A 23,227-nucleotide genomic window follows, 5' to 3' on the forward strand; every position below is an offset into this window, starting at 1 on the left:
GTTGGGTGTTATTATGTTTAAAAATGCTCCTTTGAATAAAAATAGCACGCGGATAAAACGGATTTACTTCGTAAAAACGCGGACAAAAACAGATTTTTTTTTTTAATTCTTTATACAAATCCGTTTTTGTCCGCGTTTTCGTGATAACGAATCTGTCTAATCCGCGTCAAAATTTACACTATTTTAATTACACCCAACGGTTTAAGGTTATTTCCATAGCCCTTGGTTTTAACCAGGGGATTTTATGAATTGTAAGTAAGGCAGGCTTTAGCCAAATTAGCGCATAATTTTGGCTAAAGTCCTATTTGCAATAATTTTTTGTATCTCCATCTATATTTTTTGCAGAATCTCCGTCAATTATAAGAACCGAAAGATCAATTTATCAAGTAAGAAAAAACAGGTAAAAACACTTAGTTTGTTTTTGAAATTTAGCTTTAATATTGTAAGAATAAATTTTGAAAAGTTCTGGATCTTTTGAGATAGGAATCTGAGTTGAAGAAAAAGAAGTCCCTCTTTTTTTTAAATAACGAGTCTTGTTTTAAATATGATTTTTATATGTTGTTGTTTGATTTTTAGATTGTTATGTTTTTTGTTAAGAGAGAAAATAACAGAATGAAAATAATCCTTATAAACATCTTAAAAATTATAAAAACGATTTAAAAGAAACGCGAAATTTATTGTAATCCCAAATCTATTGTAAGAACAATTTGTTCGTTAATGAAGTGCCAATTTCGATTGACATTATAATCCTGAAACCATATTAACACATAAATTATTAACCTTAAAAAACAAATGCTATGTTACAACGTAAAAACCTCACAGATGAATTAAATGAATCTGAATTAGCCGCAAATTTAGTTGACGGAAATGAATCCTTATTGAAATTTACTCCTGGTGATCAGGGCAGATTAGAAAAGTTGATGTCAAATTATAAGCAACTTCTGATCGAAACCCCAATTAATCCTTTTCGTGAAGAGAATCTACAGGAAATTGTTAAAAATGTAGATTATGGGGTTTTAAGTATGCTGGAAGGTACATGGGTTAGTTATAACGATAACCAGGGTAATCTGGTAGGAAGCGGAATACATACCACCATTATGCCATCTCCCGGAACAAATGCAGGAACAATTCCCGGGAAGTATAGCTTTGAATGCGAAGAGTATATCGAAAAACTAACCTTTAATCTGGTTCCCGGAGGAGTTCGTAATCGTGGAGGAGCAAACGAGCAATTTTGCGGAGCTGTTAAATATGATCAAAGTATAAAAAGTGTCAATAGAGTTCTGGGTAAGTCTTCTTTGGAATATACTCCGATTCACGAAGAAAACGGAATGTATTTATGGCTGAGTCAAATATTTAATTATGCCGCTACCAAAAAAACGATTGAAGAAGATCGTGGTATTCATGCCGTAGCACCAGATGATCCAAATAGACATTTATATAAAAGTGGTTATCAGGATGAAACTCTTTTTTTGGTTATAAACGATAAAGGTGTAAAAGAATATGTAACGCTGGAAAATCTAAACGGTCGTGAGTATTATAATATTATAGCAGCCAAAGAGCTTAAACCGGGAGCAGGTCAGACAGGAACGTATTTTATTCCAGATTATTCCATCTCCAGAAGTGGTGTTATTCCTCATGGAAGTACGGTAACCTTGCTGGGTGATCTAAAACCAAAAGGAAGTAGTTTTTTAATACAGGGTGCTCCGGCATTTCCAAGCGGGGATGCAGCCTGGAAGTACGATCATCTTTCTATTTCCCAAACAATGGGAGGCGCAGGAGCAAGTGAGGCCGACCCTATAAATCTTGATGCGCCACCACCAGCCTGGGTATTTGAAAAACTGGATCACGAAAATGACCCGCAAGAAAACAGAATTTATACTCAGCGTATACTTGCCCATCATTTATATCCTTATTCTGTACGACCAGATTTACGTTTGCGCGATAATAACAAAGGAAAGGTGATTAAAAATCACGTACGTATCGATTTATCATCCAAAAATAAAACAGGAGCACAAGGAGGGATATTAAATGTTCCATTTGTAAATCGTTTTGTTCCGACTGTCGAAATGAACATGAGAATGTGGATTGAAACAGTCGAAGAAAACGGAGTAGAAATTCTTCAGTTGCAATACGAACAGATTATCTTTTTTGAATTTGATTTTGGAGATAACGGAGGAACTACAAGCTGGCCGCACATTCAGGTAAATACACTTCGTAAAATTGATGATGTTTCGCCAGAGCAAAGAAAATTAATCGAAGAGCAATTTCCTAGCTCACACATAATTACTTCTTCTGCATCAGCTTCAGAATGTCCTTATCATAAATCATAAAATTAGAAAACATCACAGTATTTTTTTATTGAAATACTGTGATGTTTTTGTATCAAAAACAAAGATCAACTAACTAAAGATACCATGAATTACAACGAAAAAAGAGATCATTTTATCTCGCCAATATTAGAATGGGCAAAAGCCAATGCACCTCAGCCAAATGTTGCCAAAGGGATGTTCATGGCTGGCGATGCCATAAGTAATTGTGATCGTTTAAAAAACGGAGAACCTTTTAAAGTACCATCTCAGTTTAATGGGAAAGATTATATAACAATGCTGCTTCAGATTGATGCAGAAATAGAACAGGGACTGATGTTGCAATATCTGTATTCAGCATACAGTATGGGAGGGCCAAAAGTTCCCGAAAAATATCAGGAAAAAGTACATACCTGGCAAAATATTATTTTGGGGATAGCTAAGGAAGAAATGGGACATTTCATCTCGGTTCAAAATGTATTAAAAGTAATTGGAGCACCCTTAAATTTTGGAAGAGAAAGTTATCCCTGGGACAGCCCTTTTTATCCATTTCCTTTTACTTTAGAAAAATTTTCTCTTAAATCGCTTGCTAAGTATGTATATGCCGAAGCGCCTTGCGAGTGGCTGGCAGGAAATGATCCTTTGGCAATTGAGATTAGAACTTCTGTAGATTCAACTGTATCAGATCCTCATACTGTTGGAGCATTATTTGTTGTGTTGCTTCAGTTAATTAAAGATCCAAAAGTAATTTCAGATGAAACCTTTCAGGCTGCGACTTACAATTATCAGGCAAAATTTGATGAATGGGGACGTGGATATAAAGGTGGAAGCAGAGGAAGTGACGGACAAAATATCTACACAAAAAGCCCCGATGTTTTGGTGGCTCCGTTATTATCCCGCGATGATGCCTACAACGCCTTGTCGGAAATAGCAGAACAGGGAGAAGGATTAGATACAGATGAAAGTTTACCATCTCATTTTGAACGTTTTTTGCATATCTACACAGAGTACAAAGAAATACTAGATGAAACCAACAATGCTTTTGATCCTTCCAGAGATGTAGCTACAAATCCTTATGTAGGTTCAGGATCTGATTTAAAAGAAACGTCAGATGCAGATACTTCAAAAAAAGAAAAGGAAAAAGAAAAGGAAAAAGAAAGTGACGAAATTAAAAGTCCGGAAGCTATACTTTGGGCGAACTTGTGTGACATTCGTTATCGATTATTGCTTAATTTCTTAAATCATAGTTTTTTATTAGATAATGGTTTTAATAATTCAGGAAATTCTTCTCCTCGAGGTATGATTATCAATTCGGCATTTGGAGAAATGTACAATTTAAGAAGTCTGGCTACAATTTTGGTTCAGACGCCTATCTCAAAAAATAGTACTAAAGTCGCCGGACCTCCGTTTACACTGCCTTATACATTTGATTTACCATTTGGGGAACACAATCGATGGAGATTGCACAGAGATCTTCTGGAAGCATCAAACAATATTATAGTGCAGTTGAAAAACTTTAAGACTCAGCCACACATTCAATATTTGAACGGTTTACAGGAAGCAGATCAAAAACTGCTACAGGCAATGGCAAGTTTAACCGAAGAAAATCTGGTTTAATTCCAAAGCATTTTTATTTCATTTAATTATTAAAAATACCACGATATGAAAATTATTGAACTAAGGATTCTTCCGCCCATTGCAATTGGCAGGTTAGGAGAATCAAAGAAACCAATGGCGGCATACGATCTTGAATTATCAAAAGAAAAACCGCTCGATTATAGAGAAATTATTCCAAAAACAACATTAACTGTAGATCCGGTTTCAGGAGAAATTACGGCTCACAAACCTCAGAATATAAAGTTTAAAGAAGTAGCCAATCTGGAAGACAGAAATGGAAAAATACACCCTGTTTCTCCTTTTCTGGAAGTTTTTGCCATAACAGATCAAAAACCGGACGAGTTAGTGCCTCTTACAGAAGAATTACTGAAACAATCAGGATTAAGTCTGAAAGATATCAGCTGGGACGTCGATGTGGCAAACATTAAAATCTTCAGAAGAACGGGAGATGTAAATGATAAAATGACTGCAAAATTAAGTAATATTAATTCGCACGAACTAAAACCAGTATTAGCAGATTGCAACAATTTTCTGCCGAACAAACAATTGCCTTTAGGCTCTGTTCAGTATGTAAAACCAACCAAAGATTTTCCAGAGCTAAGATTGCGTTATACGCCAGCCGGAGGAAAAGTTTATGGTTCCAGTTTACATAGAAATACAGTGTCTGGTGTTGACGAGACAGAAATTGACCCTACTTTTAAAAAGGAAAATGGAGATGGAGATGAAGATAGAATATTGTACGATATCAGTAAAGGAAAAGGTACCTGGCGTGGTTATAAAGAAGGCAGTAATCCAAATATATTCTATACCGTTCCTGCACAAATTTTTGCCGGGTATGGTTATACAGACAAAAAAAATGAAAGCTGGCAGGTAAGTTGGGGCTATATTGATGATGAATGTGATGGTTTTGTAACGGTTAAACTAAAAGTTTCAGACGAGAAGACCTTAACAGCCAAAGCTCATATTAGCGCCGGACCTCCTTCTTTTGCACCGGATACTTTACCAATTCGTGTAGTTTCAGACGAGTTGGAACAAATTATCGAAGGAACCGATATCGAAGGAGAAGTGAGTATAGAAGAAGCCGAAGAAATTATTCGCAGGGCTTTTGAAACCATTCGTCTGATGAATACAACGATTATGAATGGCAATAGTTACGAGGGGAAACAAAATGTTGCCAGTACAATGGTGCGCCAGAATACAAATGACTTCGGACGTCTTTTTGAGCCGATTATGGCCACTTCATTGGTTGACAATCTGGCTTTGCAGTTATTACACGAAAGAGTATTCAACGGATTAAGTTCCGGTGCCTCTCCGTGGTTTGGAGATGTATTGCGTAAACCTACAGAAATTGGGGATTTATCAAGTAAAGCACTTCGAAAAATGCCAGCCTTAATGCGTGGTGCCGACGGTAGATCGCTTACTTTTACCTATCGCCAGATCAATACGATTATAAAAGCGGCAACAAAATCGATGTTTGCAGATAGTAATCCGGATACTTTGCCGCTATCTTATGGTTCGCCGCTTAAAGCTTCTAATTTAACCGCACAATTGCATTACAGAGGAGTCGGAAATCCTATTGCGGTTTTGCCAAGAACAGCAATTTCAAACTGCTATCCGGGACTTGAATTTGATTTTAGAAACCTTTGGAGAAGAGCTTTTAACGGCATCGTTCTTATGGAAAATAATAACTATGTACTCGAAGCAACCGACTCCAATTTAGTGGGACATCGTTTGGTAGCCATAGAAGGAAAACCTACAATGGTACAAACTTTTGGACCTGTTTTTCCCGATGGAGATTCCGTTCCTTTAAAAACAAATGCCAATCCAAATGGGGTTTCGTTTATGGAATGGTCCAATTCTATGGTTGAGGTTTTACAAAAACAAGGGCAGGAAGTTATATGTCATTTTACGGCAGAACCGTCACTAGAAGAAGTAGTTGTAGATTTAAGTCAATTAGATGATCCTAAAAAATATATTAAGGTAAAACTGGTTGTAAATAAAATATTTGATGGCAATAGTGCAGCATTTTCAGATACTGTTTTAAAACCCGGAGAACTAACACAAGGTCTTTGTGCTCCGTGGCAAAATGACTATCGCGAATGTTCTTGTTACTATTGGGCGGCAAGCAGACCCGATTTTGTAAATATTGTTCCGGATGAAAACGGTTTGAGCACCGGTGATTTATGGATGTCAAAAAAACGTACAGGATCTTATATTCCCGACGACTGGAAAAATTCAAGACTAATCTCTTATCAGGATCTTTTTGAAAACTGGCAGGGAGAACTTAATTTCATCATTGAAGGAAAAGATGCGATAGAAAGCAGCATAGTAAAACCTAAACCGAAAGACAAAAAATGATAGGAACTAAGGAAAGATTTTCCGAAGAGAAACAAAATAGCTCCGTCGCAACTAAGCTGACGGAGATAATTGTTCCGCAATCCAGACCGCGTTCACCCAAAGCACATTTAATAAAAGGCGGGCAAGCGACTCAGATTTTTATTCCAAACGGAAGCAGACTTTATACTATTTCTCCGGAAGTAGAGCAAAAAATAGCTTTTTTAATGAATGAAAAAGATGAAAATGCCCTGCAAAACGAACTGGCACTTTTAGGGATTGATGCTCCTGAATATATTACAGATGAGCCATTGCAAAGTCCGCCTTTGCACGCTTTATCATTGGCAATAGCGCAAAAATGTAATATGGGATGCACGTATTGTTATGCCGATCAGGGTGATTTTGGAGGGCCTACAAAAAATATGTCTTTAGAAACCGCTTTTAAAGCCATAGAGCTGTTACTAAAAGATTGTCCCGAAGGAGGAAAAGCACAGCTCACCTTTTTAGGCGGAGAACCTCTGATTAATCGGAAAGCGATTAGAGAAGCGACGCTTTATGCTGAAACAGCTGCAAAGAAGAAGTACATTCAGATGAGTTATTCGATTACTACAAATGGTACTTTGGTAACAGAAAATGATGCGGAATTTTTTGAAGAATACGGTTTCTCAGTAACGATTAGTTTAGACGGGATTGGTAAAGATCACGATTTAAACCGACCAATGAAAGGTGGAAATGGGAGTTATGACAGAATCATAAAAAACATTCAGCCATTATTGGCCATGCAAAAAAAAATGCAGGTTTCGGCTAGAGTGACCGTAACCCCGGAAATTACAAATCTTCCGGAGGTTTTAGACGAATTTGTTCGCATGGGATTTCATGGTGTGGGTTTTTCTCCATTACTAAAATCTAGTAACGGACAGAATGAAATGAACAAAGAGCAACTGTCTGTCATGTTGGAAAATATGATTGCCTGTGGACTTAATTTTGAAAAAAATGTATTAGCAGGAAAACGTTATCCTTTCTTGAACATGGTAAATGCATTAAAGGAAATTTCAAAAGGAACCCACAGACCGTATCCTTGTGGTGCCGGTGCTGGTTACATGGGGGTTTCTGCAGATGAAGAACTATTTGCCTGCCATCGTTTTGTAAACGAAGAAGCCGGTAAAATGGGAGATTTAACAGAAGGCGTAAATGCTGATCTGCAAAACAACTGGCTTGCAAACCGACATGTGAATACACAAGATCCATGTACACAATGCTGGGCTCGTTATTTATGCGGAGGAGGATGCCATCATGAAGTTATCGATAAAGGAAGACCCGCCTGCGATTACATTAGATCTTGGTTGTTTTATACCATACAAGCCAACGAAAGATTATCGAGATTAAAACCCAACTGGAACAATTAATTACCAATGAAATCATTTCCTGAAACTTTTGACGTTTTTATTCTTGGAGCGGGTCCTGCAGGATTGTGTGCTGCGATACGTTTACTAGATATGGGCTATACCGTAGGAATGCTTGAACAGGAAGAATTTCCGAGAGCACAAATAGGAGAGTCTCTTTCGCCTGGAATTCGTAATATTTTCGACTATTTAAATACAGGTGATTTATTAGATGATTCTATGTATCTGAACAGGATTTCTGCTAAGGTTATTTGGGAAAATAAAGAGCAAATTTACGAACGTCCGGGACAAAATAATGGAGGAATAATTGTAGACAGAAGTAGACTCGATCAGGAATTGCTCAGGTTCACGGTTTCAAAAGGATTGTATTTAATACAGCCGGGAAAATTAAAAAAATCCACTCATTCCAAAAAGGGTTGGAATTTAGAAATAACACAGCATTCATCTGAAATTAAAACTAACTCAAAAATAGTTTTGGATGGAAGAGGACGTAAAGGAACTCTTTTAAACGAAAGAGTTTCTGTTGCGCCTCCCGCTATTGCGGTCTGGACCCATATAGATAACAATGCGACATTTAATGAGGCATTTGTTGAAGCTGTCGACGATGGCTGGTTATGGGGATCTCCGGTTTGCGGAAATCGCTATCGTATCATGGCTTTTACTGATACGGTAAAATTCAAAAAAAACAGCGAATTACATCTTTTGGATTTAATGCATAAAACAAAGCTATTTGCTCCATTTACAAACCAGATAAAAGGTAATTTTATTGAAACCTGTTCGGTTACTTCCTTTGTTAATCAAACTCCGTGGAATAATGAGTTTATAAAAATCGGAGAAGCGGCTTTTACATTAGATCCGCTTTCCTCAACCGGTGTCGAAAAAGCAATGCGCTTTTCTTTGCAGGTTGCTATTGCAATAAATACGTACCTGAAAGACCCGGATTCGCCAGATCCAAAGAATTTTTATGAAGAAAAATTAATAGAATCGGTTGTAAATCATGCGCATTGGACCACTGATTATTATCAAAATGCATGGACTTGCAATGATAATAGTGAATTTTGGATGAAAAGAATTAATTTCCAATTGGATATTTCGAACCATAAAACAGCATTTACAACCCAACTGGAAACAGCATTTAATTCCATAAAACCAATAGTTGAACATAAACAAACAGAGCCAATTCCTGTCGATTACATCTTACAACGACTTTGGAATGAAGAGATAGTAGTTGCTTCAAATATTACATTTAAATCAGTTTACGCTATTGATAATGATTGCGTAGTGACAAAACAGGCATTAATTCACCCTAATCTGGAGCGTCCTTTAGTTTATTTGGATCAGGTAGAATTATTTCCACTTTTTAAGACCATGAATGGCAAAACCGTTTCGGATATTGTGGCTCATCTGAATAAATTTATGACACTGGAAAAGTCAAAGAAAATAGTTGTATTTCTATTTTCAAATCAATTGCTTGCTATAGTTCAGAATGCGTAAAGCTTACGTTAGAATTTTGCTGGCACCATCCATCCAGAATTTGAGTTGTGAATTTTTTATATTGCCGTCTTGATTACAATATTTAGCTAAAAAAGCTTCAGAATTGGTTTCCAGAAAAGCATTAATAAGTCCCATTTTAGTGTAATAAATTCTGAAATTGAAATGATTCATTATGCTTCGTCAGGAAAGAACTTCAAAATTAGTCCGACGACTTTTCCAGTAAGGATGATTTTGGAAACGTATTTCATTTAAATAAAAATATCGGAGTGCTTTTTTGTTTTCATTAAATACCTGATTTATGATGAGTTTATAATCGGCAAGATTTTTATTCTCTAAACTACCATCGTTAAGACAATTTATAATAGTTTCAGCCCCTTTAATTCCGCTGTAAAGCGCAAAGAAAATTCCCTGAGAGGCGAGAGGGTCAAAAGAAAGTGCCGCATCACCAACACAGAGCAAACGATTTTCTGTAATAGATTCAGATATAGATAATCCAGCTTCAACTGCAATGTTTTTTACACTTGATTCACTGGTAATTTTATAAGGTAATATTTGGGATTCATTAAATTCCTGAAAAAACAAATGTGGATTTTTATGCATTTGACTAATCGTGTCAGGCAAACTTTGAAATCCAATGACTCTTTTTTGATTTGGTAAAAGAGCTGTGTACCACCATCCATTAGCAGTCGATTTTATTCTTGTAGCAGAATCAGTATCGTCTGGTGGAGCTTTGACCCAATTTATAGCAGCCATCTGATTATCAATGCGATTTTTTTTGATGCCTAATTTACGTCCTATAGCTACTTTACGTCCAGTTGCATCTATAATCCATTTTGCGGTAATATTTTTATAAGTATCATTTTTAAACTGAATGAGAAATTTTTGGGAAGCTTCTTCATCAGATAAAATGCTTATTTGATCTATTAAAGCGGTAAACATTGGAACATCTAAAGAGGTTGCTTTTGTTTTAATCGCTTCGTCAAAAAGGATCCTGTTTATGTGGTATCCGCCACCTTCGGGATTTTTTAAACCGGACTGATACACCCATTCTTCACTTCCCCAAGCAGAAGCATTTGAGTGACAGGGGTTATACTGATTTTTATGTAATAAATCATCAATTCCATTAATGCCAAGACGGTTTAAGAGCCGGATTGTTGCACCAGGAATCGACTCGCCAACTTTGTAGTCAGTTGTAAGTTCCTTATCGGCCAGACAAACCTTTATTCCTGCGAGTTTTAGGGCAATTGCGGCGGCGCATCCCGCTGGGCCTGCGCCTGCAACAATTACATCAAATTCTGTATCGTTCAAAATTAATTACCTCTGCGTTTAATAGTTAAAAATTCATTTCTTTGTTCTTCACTATCCCATCCGGCTTCTGCCATTCTTTGATCTTTTAGTCCAAGTTCATTAAATGCTTTATTATAAATCAGACTATCTGATTTAAGATTTTTGCTTTCAGCCTTAGTCAGATTTTCTACATAAATATTTTCAGGCAGCCAGTCCATATCTTCGGGGCGCGGTTTTGCTTCTACGATTCCCATTTGACTAAAGTGAGATACCATGAACATCATTACTTCCGGAGCGGGGCTTTTTGGAAACATTCTTGTCCAGTTTGGTCTGTTTTGAAAAGCCGCTATTCTAATATCCATTGGTTTAGATGTATCACAAAGAGTATGGTAGTCAACATCTGTTAATATTTGGTTTGGTACGCGTGCCGGCCAGAATGTTGGAAGATAAGGATCATATTCTAAATCATATCCAGAACGACAAAACGCTGTATCTCCTTGCCAGGGTAATGCCATCCATCTTGTAAGGCCTCCGGCAGACTGCCCATATAAAGGGCCATTTACTGCCATGACACCATTATTATCAAGTGTTGCACCATATACAGGTTCTGTTAATCCTTCTTCACATTTACGGATTCTGTAAGGTGCCCTAAACATAGAAGCATTACGCATTGGCCACGTCAATTCAGCGCCGGGATGAAATGCATCTGCAAGACAAAAGTGCATGGCTGACCTGTCAAGTGTTTCAGGTTGTTTTTGAAGATCAACTTCTTCAATTTTTTGTGGATTTGTTGTGTCAGGTTGATAATCATTTATAAAAAGTCCCTGAACCCAGTTAGTAAGCACATAGGTGTAAAACGGTGGTAATTGTAAATAAGTAGATGCTGCAGGAGGCAAATTTGGATCTGGATTTGTATACCCAAAAGCATCACCATAAATAGAAGGCCATGCGGCAATTTCTGCTGTTTTTGTATTGGTTGGCCTGAAACTATTGTATATACCACGTCTAAGCTCTTTATAAGGATCCGGATACAGTGCATTATCAGATGGAACTTGAGATAATTTACGCATTAGTTCAGGATCATTAAAATTCATTGGTGCACCAGCCCCAAACATCGAAAGAAATCCTTTATTTACCCATTGAAGTTCGCTAAGTCGTTGCAGTATTGGGCGAACATGCTCATTAAAAGAAATTTTTTGCGGTACATTTAGCATACCAGATTGCATATAAACATTCTGCAAAAGATCATCCATGGTTCTCCAGCCCACAAGATCTGGTGCAAAATTTGGTGGTGCCGATGCTACCCAGGCAGAATCTGCATCAAAGTCTATACCTCCAATAGTTACTTTTGCGCAAACAGGCCCATCAGCAATATCATCATACCATCCATCGGCATTGTTAAAACTATTGGGGTCTTCGGGTCTGTATACTGGTTTATTTGCGGGACTTGCAGAAACTCCAAAACCGGGCAACACCAACAATCTGCCAAGGTCATCTGTTCGTAATTCTCCGAGTGTAACGGGAGTACCTTCAAAATTACCCGTCATCACATAACTGGAGTCTTTCATGCTTAAGCCTGTTATAATTGTTTTGCCAGAATCAATGCATAATGCACTTCTTCCGCTTCCTGTTACATTTGGATTTCGCAACGGAACAGAGAGGCTTACAGTAGCGGGAATATCTAAAGCAGCATTAAACTGGTACCATGCGGCTTTTTTATTAGCCAAATGTACCGACCATTGAATGCTGGAGTTTTTAGAATGCTCCACTTCGGTGACTACATTACCATATTGGTCATAAGCATATATTCTAAAACGGGCTGCCTGACGTTTTATAGCGCCTCCGGAATCTCTTGTAGAACCAAATTGAGTGGGCTCGGGGTTGAAAACCTCAGGGCCAATATAATACTCAGCAGGACTATCGCCTACACGGGCAATACCAATTCCGGGATGTATCTTTACATGGGTTATTCTTTTTATCTGATCCTCCGTTAGTGCTTTAGGCTCTTGTTTGGGATCATGATGAGGAAAAGGACAAACCGGATTTTTAATAATAGGTTCACCCGGTTTTGTCGGTTCGGTCAATGGCTGATTATTTTCTTTTCTGCGATAATCGGCACTTGTCTGATAAACACTTACTCTCGCCTGAGCTATACTGCCTACTGGCTGATTTGCTTCTGGAACCCTGCCAATATTAAAAGACAACCAGTCACCATATATTTTCTGTTCTTCATTGGTAATATCCTGTTGCGGAAGTTCAATAGTTGCGATCTTAACAGGTATGGCAATTTTTTCATCCCATGTTACTGTAGCTCTGTCTAATGGAAAATGTTCTTCTATATATGCTTTATCAAATTGTGACGTATCCGGACGTTTCTGAATATAAATATCCAGTGTTACAGGCCCTAAAGCTATACGTCCTTCAAGATCCTTAGCCATAAAATCAGGGTCATTGATATCTGGATCACCTGCAAAAGTAGAGGTTCCGGGACGAAGTATATATTTACAATGATTATTTGGCCCCAGCATAAATGGTACCACACTCCATAATTCTGTTTCGAGTACAGATCGGATTGGTTTTGCCATTTTATCAAGAAGCTCATTGGTTTGCGGGGCATTTTTCTGTACCCAGTCATCTCCCCATCCTTCCAGACTTGCTTTTGTAAAATTGCACATATCGCTGGCATTATCAACAAAAAAGAATGGTACATTCTGTAATAATAAATCAGCTGTTTCTGCTCCGTCATCGCTCACCACTTTTTCACCCGGAATACCAAATATTTTAATACCGATACCAATGGTACTCATCCAGTCTGGTCTGCCATCTGATAAATCTGAAGAATATCGTACATAGGCAGGAAAATTACCGGATTTTTTAAACATACCATGTCTAAATTCTTTTGGTAGATTTTCATGAATAACGAAGTTTCCCTTCATAATGCCATGAGTTCTTAAAAATACAGGTCTGCGAACGGGGCATTGTCCTTGTTTTACTCTTTTTGCCTGCACTAACTCACAAAACATGTAACGAAGTCCTTCAATTGGATCTTCGCAGCCACAGGATAAATGATCGTTACTTTTGTTGTTTATAATACTTTTCATAATAGTAGGAAATTAATTGTTTTTGTTATCAAACATACAACTTATTGCAAACCATTATGTAAGTAAAAACACCTGTTTTTTATTTGTATTCTTAATTAAAAAGAAAAATTTATAAAAGCCAACTAGTTGATTATTCGATTGTTTAGTGGTTTTTATATTCAGTATTGCTCTTACTAAATTAAAGAATTATAACGTTCGGTAATGAATTAAAGTTTTTTTCTGTGTTTAGAGTAATTTTCAGTGGCAGATGTTTCTAGTTGCTTAATTACAGCTTCTATGAAAGCAAAAAACGTTGTTCTTGTTTTTTCGTGGGGTAACAATTTCGGGTTTTGCAGATAATTACTTAAGGTAATGATGTAATCATATGTTTCTAAAAAATCAGTGCGACCTTCTTCTAAAAGGAAAGCTGCTTTGCTATTTTTTGAAATGATGTTTTCGTATAGTTCTTTAAAAGACTTGAATTGTCCGGTAGTCGAAAAAATAATGACCAGATTATTAGTACCTATTAAATCATTTATAGAGGCCTCGTGAGCCACAGACCATATCGGAATATCTAGTAAGTTTCTTAGCTTATATTCAAAATACTGTCCGGCTATAAATGAAGGCCCATAACCAAATAAAATAATTTTATCAAACTTCCTGAGATATTCAGCAAACTGAAAGGCGATTTCCGGTTTAAAATCAGCTAAAAATTTTGTCAAACGCTCATTTTCATCAAGAAGTACGGTAGAAGCTTTTCCGCTAATAAACCCTAAATATTCTTTGTAAGTACTAAATCCCAGTTTTTGTACAAATTTTGAAATTTTAGAAGGAGAGCAATTGCATATGGTAGCAGCTTCAGTAATAGATAATGAGTGGTTTAGTTTTATTTCTTTAAGTAATATAGAGTAAATATTTTTTTCCAGAGCGTTAAGCAGATCCTTGTTTACGATATACATTTTGGTGTTGATTTTTAGTAAAAGTATTACATTTCATTTAGACTAGGGAATACGAACTTCCTTTTTATAGGTTTTTTTAAGATATCAGTACACAGAAAAGCCCATTTTATACTAGAAATCGGGATTTTATTTTCCATCTTAAATTAGAATGAATTGATATTGTATTGTTTTATTTTCTCCTTGCTTCAATCGTTTTACTCCCGCTTCTACTATTTTTTAGCGAGTTTTTAAATTTTATTTCCTGATTTTTTTCTTTCACAGAACGCTTGTTTTCCATTATTTTTAAAATTTTTATTTTTTTTGGAAAATTAACATTTAAATTGAAATACTTTTCCTACGTTTGTTATGTCGCGATCAATATGTTAGAAGATATTTGTGAGAAAAAAAATAATACGAATAAAATAAAATGAAGACGGATTTTAATAAAGAAAATTTAAGTAGCATGAAAGAAAATCAAACGATTTTAAAAGACCTGGAAAAAATGTTAAAACAAGATCAGATTAATACTAATTCTGATGATTTGTATGAAGCGTCTGCAGACCGATATAAAAAATATGCTAAAGCAAAAAAGGTTTTAGATGTTCCGGCTCCGGTAGCCATTGTTTACCCACAAACTGCTGAAGAAGTTTCTGAAATTTTGAGATATTGTAATGCTTATGGAATCAATGTTATTCCCAGAAGCGGCAGAACAGCTACTGAAGGTGGCTTAGAAAACTGGAAAGAACAGACCTTAGTTGTTGATGGAAAAAACCTGAAAAAAATCATAAAAATAGATCCTTATAATCTACAGGTAACAGCGCAATCTGGTGTTGTATTACAGGAATTGGAAGATGAAGTTAGAAAGCATGGTTTAACAATGGGACATTCTCCGCAATCTAAGCCCGTTGCTCAAATGGGTGGGTTGGTATCCACACGCAGTATCGGACAATTTTCAACTTTATACGGAGGTATAGAAGATATGGTTGTAGGATTAGAATGTGTTTTTCCTGACGGACATATTTCCCGTATAAAAAATGTTTCGAGAAGAGCCGGAGGTCCAGATATCAGACATATTGTTATAGGCAACGAAGGAGCTTTATGTTACATCACCGAGGTTACAGTTAAACTGTTTCGATATTTTCCTCAAAATAATCAATTTTTCGGGTATTTACTAAAAGATGTTGATACAGGAATTAAGGTTTTAAGAGAAGTAATGGCAAATGGTTATCGTCCTTCTGTAGCGAGAGTATATTCTGAAGAAGATGCAGCGCAGCACTTTAGTCAATTTCATAAAGGGCAGTGTATTTTAATTTTCATGGCAGAAGGAAACGAAAATATGGTAGCCGCGAATGCTTCCGGAATTGAAGAAGCTGTAGAAAAGTTTAAAGAGGGTATTACAGAAAAAGTCGATCCTTCATTAATTGCAGGCTGGTTCAATCATCTTAACTGGACTCAGGAAAGAATTGAAGAAGAAATCAAAGACATGGTTAATCATAATTCTCATGATGGGTTTACCACAGAAATATCGGCAGATTGGGAAAATGTTACTAAAATCTATTACAATGTAATCGAAAGAATTAGAAAAGAGTTTCCGAGAGCAAAAGATATTACCATGTTAGGCGGACATTCTTCTCACAGTTATATCAACGGAACCAATATGTATTTTGTCTACAATTACAATATCAATTGTGAACCACAAGATGAAATGCGTCTTTATCACCACCCGATACAAACAATTATTGTTGAAGAAACCTTGAAACTTGGAGGTTCTATGTGCCATCATCATGGTATTGGTAAATACAGAAATGAATGGACAAAAGATGAGCATGGAAGTGCTTACTACATGCTTGAGAAGTTAAAAGCAGTTTTCGATCCGAACGGAATCATGAATTTCGGAACTATTTTTCCTCAGTCAGAAGGTGAAAAGTATCAAAAATAATAGCCACTAAAAAAAACTAACCTCATGAAAAGATATATTCAGTTTATTCTGATAGTGCTTGCTGCGGGAGCAATTTACCCTCTTATTTATCTAAGGACAAATTACCAGGAGACTATTTTATCCGTTTTTAATATTGGTCTGGACGATCTTAATATTATTTATACGGTACTAGGCTTTGTATTTATATTGGGATATTTTCCCAGCGGGATATTAAGTGACAAGTTTTCAGCCAAATATTTACTTGTTTTCTCTCTGTTTGGGACAGCAATCGGTGGGTTTTGGTTTGCTCAGATACCCAGTTACACTTCAGTTATAGGTATTTTTTGTTTATGGGGAGTGTTTTCGGTATTTACATTTTGGGGTGCTCATATGAAGTTGGTAAAGTTGTTATCTACACCAGCAGAAGAGGGGCGATTTTTCGGATTTCTTGATGGAGGGCGAGGTGTTGTAGAAGCAATATTGGCAAGTGCAGCGTTGTTTATGTTTTCTCATGTTTTAGAAAAAGGTGAAACTCTGGCAGATAAGACTGTGGCACTTCAGAATGTAATTTATATGTATGCCTCAGTTTTACTGGTGGCCGGAATTTTAATCGCTTTGTTTGTTGAGAATGATACCGCTAAATCAAAGAAAGATGTAGTAACAATGATCAAAAACGAAGCGGATAACAAAAAAGGATTTGATTTTAAAGATGTCAGTCTGGTTGTCAAAAACAAATTTGTTTATCTGATGGGCGCCATTATTTTTTGCTCTTATGCCGTAACCTGGGTAGTGTATTATTACGGAGGTTTTATGGAAAAAAATCTTAAAATCAACCCCGTTACAGTAAGTACGATTATGGTAATTGTGTTATGGATGAGGCCTGTAGGCGGAATTTTGGGAGGATTTCTAGCAGATAAATTAGGAAAGAGCCTGACGTTGGTTTTTGCTTTAAGCGGAGCTGTCATTACATTATTTACGGTCGCCTTTCTTCCTGTAACTGCCAATTTTAATATCTATTACATTTTAATCATATTAGGAGGAACCTTCGTTTACGCCATTCGTGGCACCTATTGGTCATTGTTGGGAGATAGCAGAATAGATGATAAAATAATGGGTACGGCGGTAGGTTTTATTTCTCTCCTGGGATACTTACCAGACATCTTTATTCCTTATTTCAGTACGTTGATTTTTAACAAATTTGGTCCAGAAGGAGGATATAACGCCTATTTTATTATAAGTGCAATTTTAGGAATAGCAGCAATTTGCTTCGTCACAATTTTTAAACAACAGACTCAAAAAAATAAATAAAAACAATAAAAAATATATAAAATGGAGATTAAAGATTTTAACATGGGCTATTTTTCTCTTAAAGGGAAAAACGCAATTATAACAGGAGGTAATACAGGACTAGGACAGGCTTTTTCTTTAGCTTTAGCAAAAGCTGGTGCCAATATTTTTATGCCAAGTATTATGCCGGACGATGCTGAATTCAATAAATTAATTGAAAGCGAAGGTTCAAAAGCGGTATATATGTCTGCAGATATTACCAAAGAAGGAATGCCAAAAAGAATTGTAGAAGAGTGTGTAGAAAAATTAGGATCAGTAGACATTCTGGTTAACTGCGCAGGAATCTGTTTAATTGCCGATGTATTGAACTTTGGAAGAAAAGAATGGGATCCAATGGTAAGCATCAATTTAACAGCGGCTTTTGAAATGTCGGCTGAAGTTACTAAGTTTTTCATTCCACAAAAAAGCGGTAAAATCATCAACATTTGTTCGCTGTTTTCTTTTATGGGCGGACAATGGTCTCCGGCATATGCTGCGACTAAACACGGAATTGCAGGTTTAACAAAAGCGTATTGCGATGAATTAGCACAATTTAACGTGCAGGATAACGGAATCGCTCCTGGTTATTTTAAAACAAAAGTGGCTCAGGCATCTATAGAAAATCCTGAACGTAATAAATGGATTGTTGATCATACTCCGGAAGGACGTTGGGGAGATGTTCATGATTTAATGGGAACAACAGTATTTTTAGCAAGCCAGGCCTCTCAGTTCGTAAACGGACATATATTGGCTGTTGATGGCGGATTTTTAACGAGATAAAACAATTGTTATGAACGAGCAATATTTTATTTCGATAGATAACGGGTCTCAAAGTACAAAAGTATACATCATCAATTCCAAAGGCGAGGTTATACATTCAGAAATTGAACCGCTTAAACCTATGTTATTTAGGAAAACCGGATATGTCGAACATCCTGATGATGATTTGTGGGACAGTATAAAAGTTGCCCTGATCCGGTTAATGAAAAACTTTAAAGGTGATGTAAGTCTTATAAAAGGAGTTGGACTTTGTACGATTCGTTGTTGCAGAGTATTTATGAAAAAAGATGGAAATCTGGCAGCTCCGGTGATGAGCTGGATGGATGTAAGAGCATACGAGTCTTTTGAAGATTCCGATGAAATAGCGTATACCTGTCCAACAACAGGCTACATAACGCATCGTCTTACCGGAGAATTAAAAGATACGGCGGCAAATGCTTTTCAGTGGCAATTTCCTGTAGATATGGAAACATGGAATTGGTCTGAAGATCAGAATGTGATTAACAATTTTAAAATTCCTAAAGAAAAATTACTGCAGTTACAAATGCCAGGAACTGTTTTAGGTACAGTAAATAAAGCTGCTGCGGAGCAAACTGGTCTTCCGGAAGGTTTACCTGTAGTAGCCACGGCAAATGATAAGGCAGTAGAAGCTTTGGGTGCCGGATTAATAGATTCATCAAGAGGATTGTTTTCATTAGGAACTTATATCACATCGATGGTAGTGGGCAGTGAAAACAGACCGGCTCATGATAATTATTTCACAAATTTATCCTGTATACCCAATCGCTATTTATTTGAAAGCGGCGGAGTGAGAAGAGGAATGTGGTTGATATCGTGGTTTAGGGATCTTATAGGCGAGGAGTTAAATAGTAAAGCCAAAGAAAAAGGAATTTCACCAGAGCAGGTTTTAGAACAGGAAGCTCTGAAAGTTCCCGTAGGATCTGATGGTTTGATGATTGTTCCGGATTGGCTTGCACCGGCATATCAGTCTTATAGAAAAGGTGTTATGATTGGTTTTAATGGCTTGCAGGGGCGCGGACATATTTATCGTGCTATTCTGGAAGGTATTGCATTTACCCTAAACAATCATTACCAGTTAATGAATAAGACATTAGGTCATAATCCTGAAAAAATTATTATTTCAGGAGGAGGCGCCAATAGTGATTTGTTTATGCAGATTTTTGCTGATATAAGCGGAACACCCGTTGTTCGAAATGAGATGAGCGGTTCAGCAGCTTTGGGTGCCGCCATATGTACAGCAGTAGCAACAGGGTGTTATCCCGATTTTGAAACTGCGGTAAAACAAATGGTAAAAGAGAAAGATGAGTTTCTGCCCAATTTAGACACACATAACAGGTACAAACAAATCAATGAAAAAGTGTATAGTAACCTACCACTGTTACTGGAAAACACATTAAAAGAAATGCAAAAATTAGAAGTAGAGTAAGTCTTTTACTTTTCTTCCCCTTATTTAAAAAATAGCTTTCTACGATCAGTTTAGAAAGCTATTTCTTTCACTCAGGTAAATCAGTTGTACAATAAAAGAAGACATAATATGCCACAATGCATTTTATGTCAGCATTTTGTATGGCTATGATTCAGGCCTGAAATATTCTGGATTTATAATTAATTAATATAAAAATTATGAAAGTTGCCTATTATAAATTGGTTTTAATTTTAGCTCTGTTTTCTTTTAGCAATTTGGGTTATGCCCAAGCCGATATTGATATTAAAGCAGACACTATTGCTGCAAATCCCGATAAGCCGGTATTTAAATTAAATGGAGCTTTTAGAGTGCATTACAAAGATGAGTTTTATAATGAAACAAGAAGAAAAGAAGGTGGTGAGTTTGGTTTCGACTTGTTTGGTCTTGTTGCAAATGCTTCGTATAAAAAGTTTAAAGTATTTGCTGACATGAGATTTATGCCACCTTCATCGGGCGGGATAATGCCAAAAGAAGGATGGATTGGTTATGATTTTGATAATGGAGATGATGTTCAGGTAGGTTTGGTGCAAAGCCCTTTCGGGAACTTAGAATACAACTCTTACAGTTGGTTTTTAGGAATTGGGTATGCCTTAGGATTCGAAGGGAAATACAGCATGGGAGCCAAGTACCATCATAAAGGAAATACTTGGGACTGGCAGGTTGCTTTTATGAAAAATGCAATGGAAACCTTTACAAATGATCCCGCATTAAGAGATAAACAATGGTCTGCAAGTGTACTTGGAGATAACAAAGAAATCAATCAGCTTGCAGGACAATTACTGTACAAAATAAAAGCAAATGGTTTTTCTCATAAAATTGGAGCTTCGGGACAATTTGGACAATTGTATAATTTTGTAGAAGATAAAATGGGAAGCCGAAATGCTTTTGCAGTGCACTACAATATGGATTATAAAAACTTAGGAGTAAAAGCACAAGTTTACAGATATGAATTTAAACCTAAAGGAATTAATCCGGAGATGGTAGATATGGGCTCTTTTGGCTATACCTATCAAGTGGCTTCAAAAGCCGATGTTTATACTTTATCTGCTAAGTACACAATACCCCTTAAAAGTAAAGCTTTAAATCTAATCGAATTTTATAGTGAATACGGCTATTTAGGAAAAAAATACGATTTGGATGCTTCACAAATGCTTACAAACGGAGTTTTGCTAAAAATAGCGGATAGTATATACACTTATGTTGAATACGTTGCCGGATCTAATCACCCTTATTTAGGAGGTAGTCAGGCCAGTTTATATAACATTTGTGATAATAAATGGCATGCCCGACTTCAATGTAATATAGGGTACTATTTCTAAAAAAAAGTTACTATTAGAAAATAATTAGAATTGAAAAATGTAGAGGTAATCTGTAAGGTTACCTTTTGCATTTTATCTTATAAATAGAAGTGTTATTTTGTAATTTTTGTGAATGATTATATAAGTAAACAATCCGGTTTTTGATCTAATTTTAATGAAATATTTAAAATAGAAAAATTATGGACTCAAATAATCAAACAAAGAAAAATACAGACAAGAGTGGGGCAGATCAACGTAGTGATACCAGAAAGCATCAATACAAAGATCATGATGAGGTTTTAACCAACGATGAAAATTATGATGCTGACACCAAGAAGTTTAAAGGGAAAGAAGCTGATTTTGATGATAAGCTAAATAACGAAGAGAAAAAATAAATTTACAACCGTCTTAAATACCGTATTTGAGACGGTTTTATTTTGACTTTTGCCCTTTTACTCAAAAAGCAATCGGCAGAAAGCAGGGCAAGGGTTCTCTTATTTTCTCTCTTTTAAAAAAATTCAGAAAGAATAAAACCGTAACTCTTTCAAAAGGCTTTACTTGCAGTAATCTTTATAATTTTTGATAAAAAAGAAGAAGTAAAAAAAAATTATGAGTTGATTTTTATAGATTTGCATGATCCATTAGATTCCCAAAAATCAGTCTGGAAAGAATTATAAAATTTAACGACAATGAAATCTGTTACTTCACTATTTTTAATTTTAATGTTTGTCTGTTCAAATTCTTATTCACAATTAAGTTCAGATAAAATATTCGAAAGCTTTAAACAAGGAGAGCGTACCAATTGTTCCTCAATTGCTTTTATAAAAGCTTCTTTAAATGTGTATGGATTAGACAGTCTTTTTGTAGCCGAAAAATTAAGCGAAGATTCTTATAGAATCACATTAAAAAACGATGCATCATTTACGCTTAACAGCACTGAAATGAATAAAGCAAAAGTTTCTGCCGATTTTGTATATATCAAAGACAATTGCGAGAGCGAAAAAATAAGAGATTACGCAGTTTTGACCTATGCCGTGATGGCAAAATACAAGCAAATTATCGATAAAGAGGCTACTTTTGATAAAGCATTAGAAGATCTTGAAGATGGTGCGGTCTATACTCCAACGATTTATAAGTATTTAGGATTTAAACTTGGCAAGCAAATTCAAAAATTAAAAAGACAATCCGGAAGTGAATTTTGTGGCGTAGTAGCCTGGTCTACAGCTCATGCCGTTTTTGTTTGTGAGGAATACATGGATTATTACGGGAACAAAAAAAGTATCTGGATAAAATATCCCGGACGTTTTAGAATCATAAAAACGTAAGAAATTAAAAAAAAAGAAATCAATAAACTTGTAATTAAAGTTAATTTATCTATTTTTGTCGACATCCAAACAACCAAATCTAATTTCACAATGAAGAGCAAAATTATTTTACTTACAGTCCTTTGCTTCCTAACTACTGTAGCTGTTTCAGCTCAAGCAAAAAACGCTCCAAGAAGTATTATCAGTACAACAGCTATTATCCGTAAATACCACGATCAAAAAGAATTGAGCGGTATGCAAAAAGGAGAACTTTTAGAATTGTACATCGAACGTATTAAAGTTTTAGTAAAAACTCTTCCTTACATTGCTTTGGTTACTAAACCAGGTGTTACTATGGCAGACTTAGGTATTCCAGACGATAGTGAGCACAAAAAAGTATTAGATGGACAAGCGGTAGGTACTACAACTTTCTTAGATACCACTGTAGAGTTTCAAAGAAAAATGATGCCATATTCAGATAAAGGAAACCTTATCGCGGCAATTTTATTTTACGAAAGCACATTGAAATCATTACACGAATTCAACGATTTGAATGAAATGTAATATTTTATAATAGCAATAAAATATAAAACCTCCAAAGTTATTTGATTTTGGAGGTTTTTTTTATGCAATGTTATAGTCCTAAAAGGTTTAGG

17 protein-coding genes are annotated in these 23,227 nt (G+C 36.0%); 13 read left to right on the plus strand and 4 right to left on the minus strand.

Annotation, left to right across the window (positions count from 1 at the left end; all coding sequences use genetic code 11):
• Positions 1-797 precede the first annotated feature (797 nt).
• From KHA98_RS06345 to qhpG, 5 genes are all read left to right on the plus strand, one after another.
• Positions 798-2,330: a peroxidase, FMP-type gene (locus KHA98_RS06345; RefSeq protein WP_213256399.1), complete on the plus strand. Its 1,533-nt coding sequence runs from the start codon at positions 798-800 to the stop codon at positions 2,328-2,330.
• Positions 2,331-2,414: 84 nt separating this feature from the next.
• Entirely contained in the window at positions 2,415-3,923 is a 1,509-nt protein-coding gene (locus KHA98_RS06350; protein WP_213256401.1) for a ferritin-like domain-containing protein, read from the plus strand.
• A gap of 45 nt (positions 3,924-3,968) precedes the next feature.
• Positions 3,969-6,281 (plus strand): hypothetical protein, encoded by a 2,313-nt coding sequence (locus KHA98_RS06355; protein ID WP_213256403.1) that lies wholly within the window; start codon positions 3,969-3,971, stop codon positions 6,279-6,281.
• Entirely contained in the window at positions 6,278-7,663 is a 1,386-nt protein-coding gene (locus tag KHA98_RS06360) for a radical SAM/SPASM domain-containing protein (protein ID WP_213256405.1), read from the plus strand. Before KHA98_RS06355 ends, KHA98_RS06360 begins: the two co-directional genes overlap by 4 nt.
• A 6-nt stretch (positions 7,664-7,669) precedes the next feature.
• Positions 7,670-9,154 (plus strand): flavin-dependent monooxygenase QhpG, encoded by a 1,485-nt coding sequence (gene qhpG, locus KHA98_RS06365; protein WP_213256408.1) that lies wholly within the window; start codon positions 7,670-7,672, stop codon positions 9,152-9,154.
• 3 nt (positions 9,155-9,157) lie between these two features.
• Here qhpG and KHA98_RS06370 read toward each other — a convergent pair whose 3' ends face one another.
• The 4 genes from KHA98_RS06370 to KHA98_RS06385 form a co-directional block, all read right to left on the minus strand.
• Positions 9,158-9,325, minus strand: coding sequence for a hypothetical protein (locus tag KHA98_RS06370; RefSeq protein ID WP_213256410.1), 168 nt, complete (start codon positions 9,323-9,325; stop codon positions 9,158-9,160).
• A gap of 9 nt (positions 9,326-9,334) precedes the next feature.
• On the minus strand, positions 9,335-10,462 hold the full coding sequence (locus KHA98_RS06375; protein WP_213256412.1) for an NAD(P)/FAD-dependent oxidoreductase: 1,128 nt from the start codon (positions 10,460-10,462) through the stop codon (positions 9,335-9,337).
• A 2-nt stretch (positions 10,463-10,464) separates the two neighbouring features.
• Entirely contained in the window at positions 10,465-13,542 is a 3,078-nt protein-coding gene (locus KHA98_RS06380; RefSeq protein WP_213256414.1) for a LodA/GoxA family CTQ-dependent oxidase, read from the minus strand.
• A gap of 206 nt (positions 13,543-13,748) precedes the next feature.
• Positions 13,749-14,480, minus strand: a complete 732-nt coding sequence (locus KHA98_RS06385) for a MurR/RpiR family transcriptional regulator (RefSeq protein ID WP_213256416.1) — start codon at positions 14,478-14,480, stop codon at positions 13,749-13,751.
• Positions 14,481-14,922: 442 nt separating this feature from the next.
• Between KHA98_RS06385 and KHA98_RS06390 the strand changes: the two genes are divergently transcribed.
• The 8 genes from KHA98_RS06390 (at position 14,923) to KHA98_RS06425 (ending at position 23,135) form a co-directional block, all read left to right on the plus strand.
• Positions 14,923-16,398: an FAD-binding oxidoreductase gene (locus tag KHA98_RS06390; protein WP_213256418.1), complete on the plus strand. Its 1,476-nt coding sequence runs from the start codon at positions 14,923-14,925 to the stop codon at positions 16,396-16,398.
• 24 nt (positions 16,399-16,422) lie between these two features.
• Entirely contained in the window at positions 16,423-17,685 is a 1,263-nt protein-coding gene (locus tag KHA98_RS06395) for an MFS transporter (protein WP_213256420.1), read from the plus strand.
• Between the two features lie 21 nt (positions 17,686-17,706).
• The gene (locus KHA98_RS06400; RefSeq protein ID WP_213256422.1) at positions 17,707-18,483 is read left to right on the plus strand and encodes an SDR family oxidoreductase; all 777 of its coding nucleotides are present in this window, start codon (positions 17,707-17,709) and stop codon (positions 18,481-18,483) included.
• A 10-nt stretch (positions 18,484-18,493) separates the two neighbouring features.
• Positions 18,494-19,930 carry an FGGY-family carbohydrate kinase gene (locus tag KHA98_RS06405; protein ID WP_213256424.1) on the plus strand — a complete coding sequence of 479 codons (1,437 nt, stop codon included), beginning with the start codon at positions 18,494-18,496 and terminating at the stop codon, positions 19,928-19,930.
• A gap of 197 nt (positions 19,931-20,127) precedes the next feature.
• Positions 20,128-21,288 (plus strand): hypothetical protein, encoded by a 1,161-nt coding sequence (locus tag KHA98_RS06410; RefSeq protein ID WP_213256426.1) that lies wholly within the window; start codon positions 20,128-20,130, stop codon positions 21,286-21,288.
• A 179-nt stretch (positions 21,289-21,467) separates the two neighbouring features.
• Positions 21,468-21,662 (plus strand): hypothetical protein, encoded by a 195-nt coding sequence (locus KHA98_RS06415; RefSeq protein ID WP_213256428.1) that lies wholly within the window; start codon positions 21,468-21,470, stop codon positions 21,660-21,662.
• 294 nt (positions 21,663-21,956) lie between these two features.
• The gene (locus KHA98_RS06420; protein ID WP_213256430.1) at positions 21,957-22,592 is read left to right on the plus strand and encodes a hypothetical protein; all 636 of its coding nucleotides are present in this window, start codon (positions 21,957-21,959) and stop codon (positions 22,590-22,592) included.
• Between the two features lie 90 nt (positions 22,593-22,682).
• Entirely contained in the window at positions 22,683-23,135 is a 453-nt protein-coding gene (locus KHA98_RS06425; RefSeq protein ID WP_213256432.1) for a hypothetical protein, read from the plus strand.
• Positions 23,136-23,227: the final 92 nt, after the last annotated feature.

Source organism: Flavobacterium branchiicola (genome assembly GCF_018383905.1).
GTDB classification, from domain to species: Bacteria; Bacteroidota; Bacteroidia; order Flavobacteriales; family Flavobacteriaceae; genus Flavobacterium; species Flavobacterium branchiicola.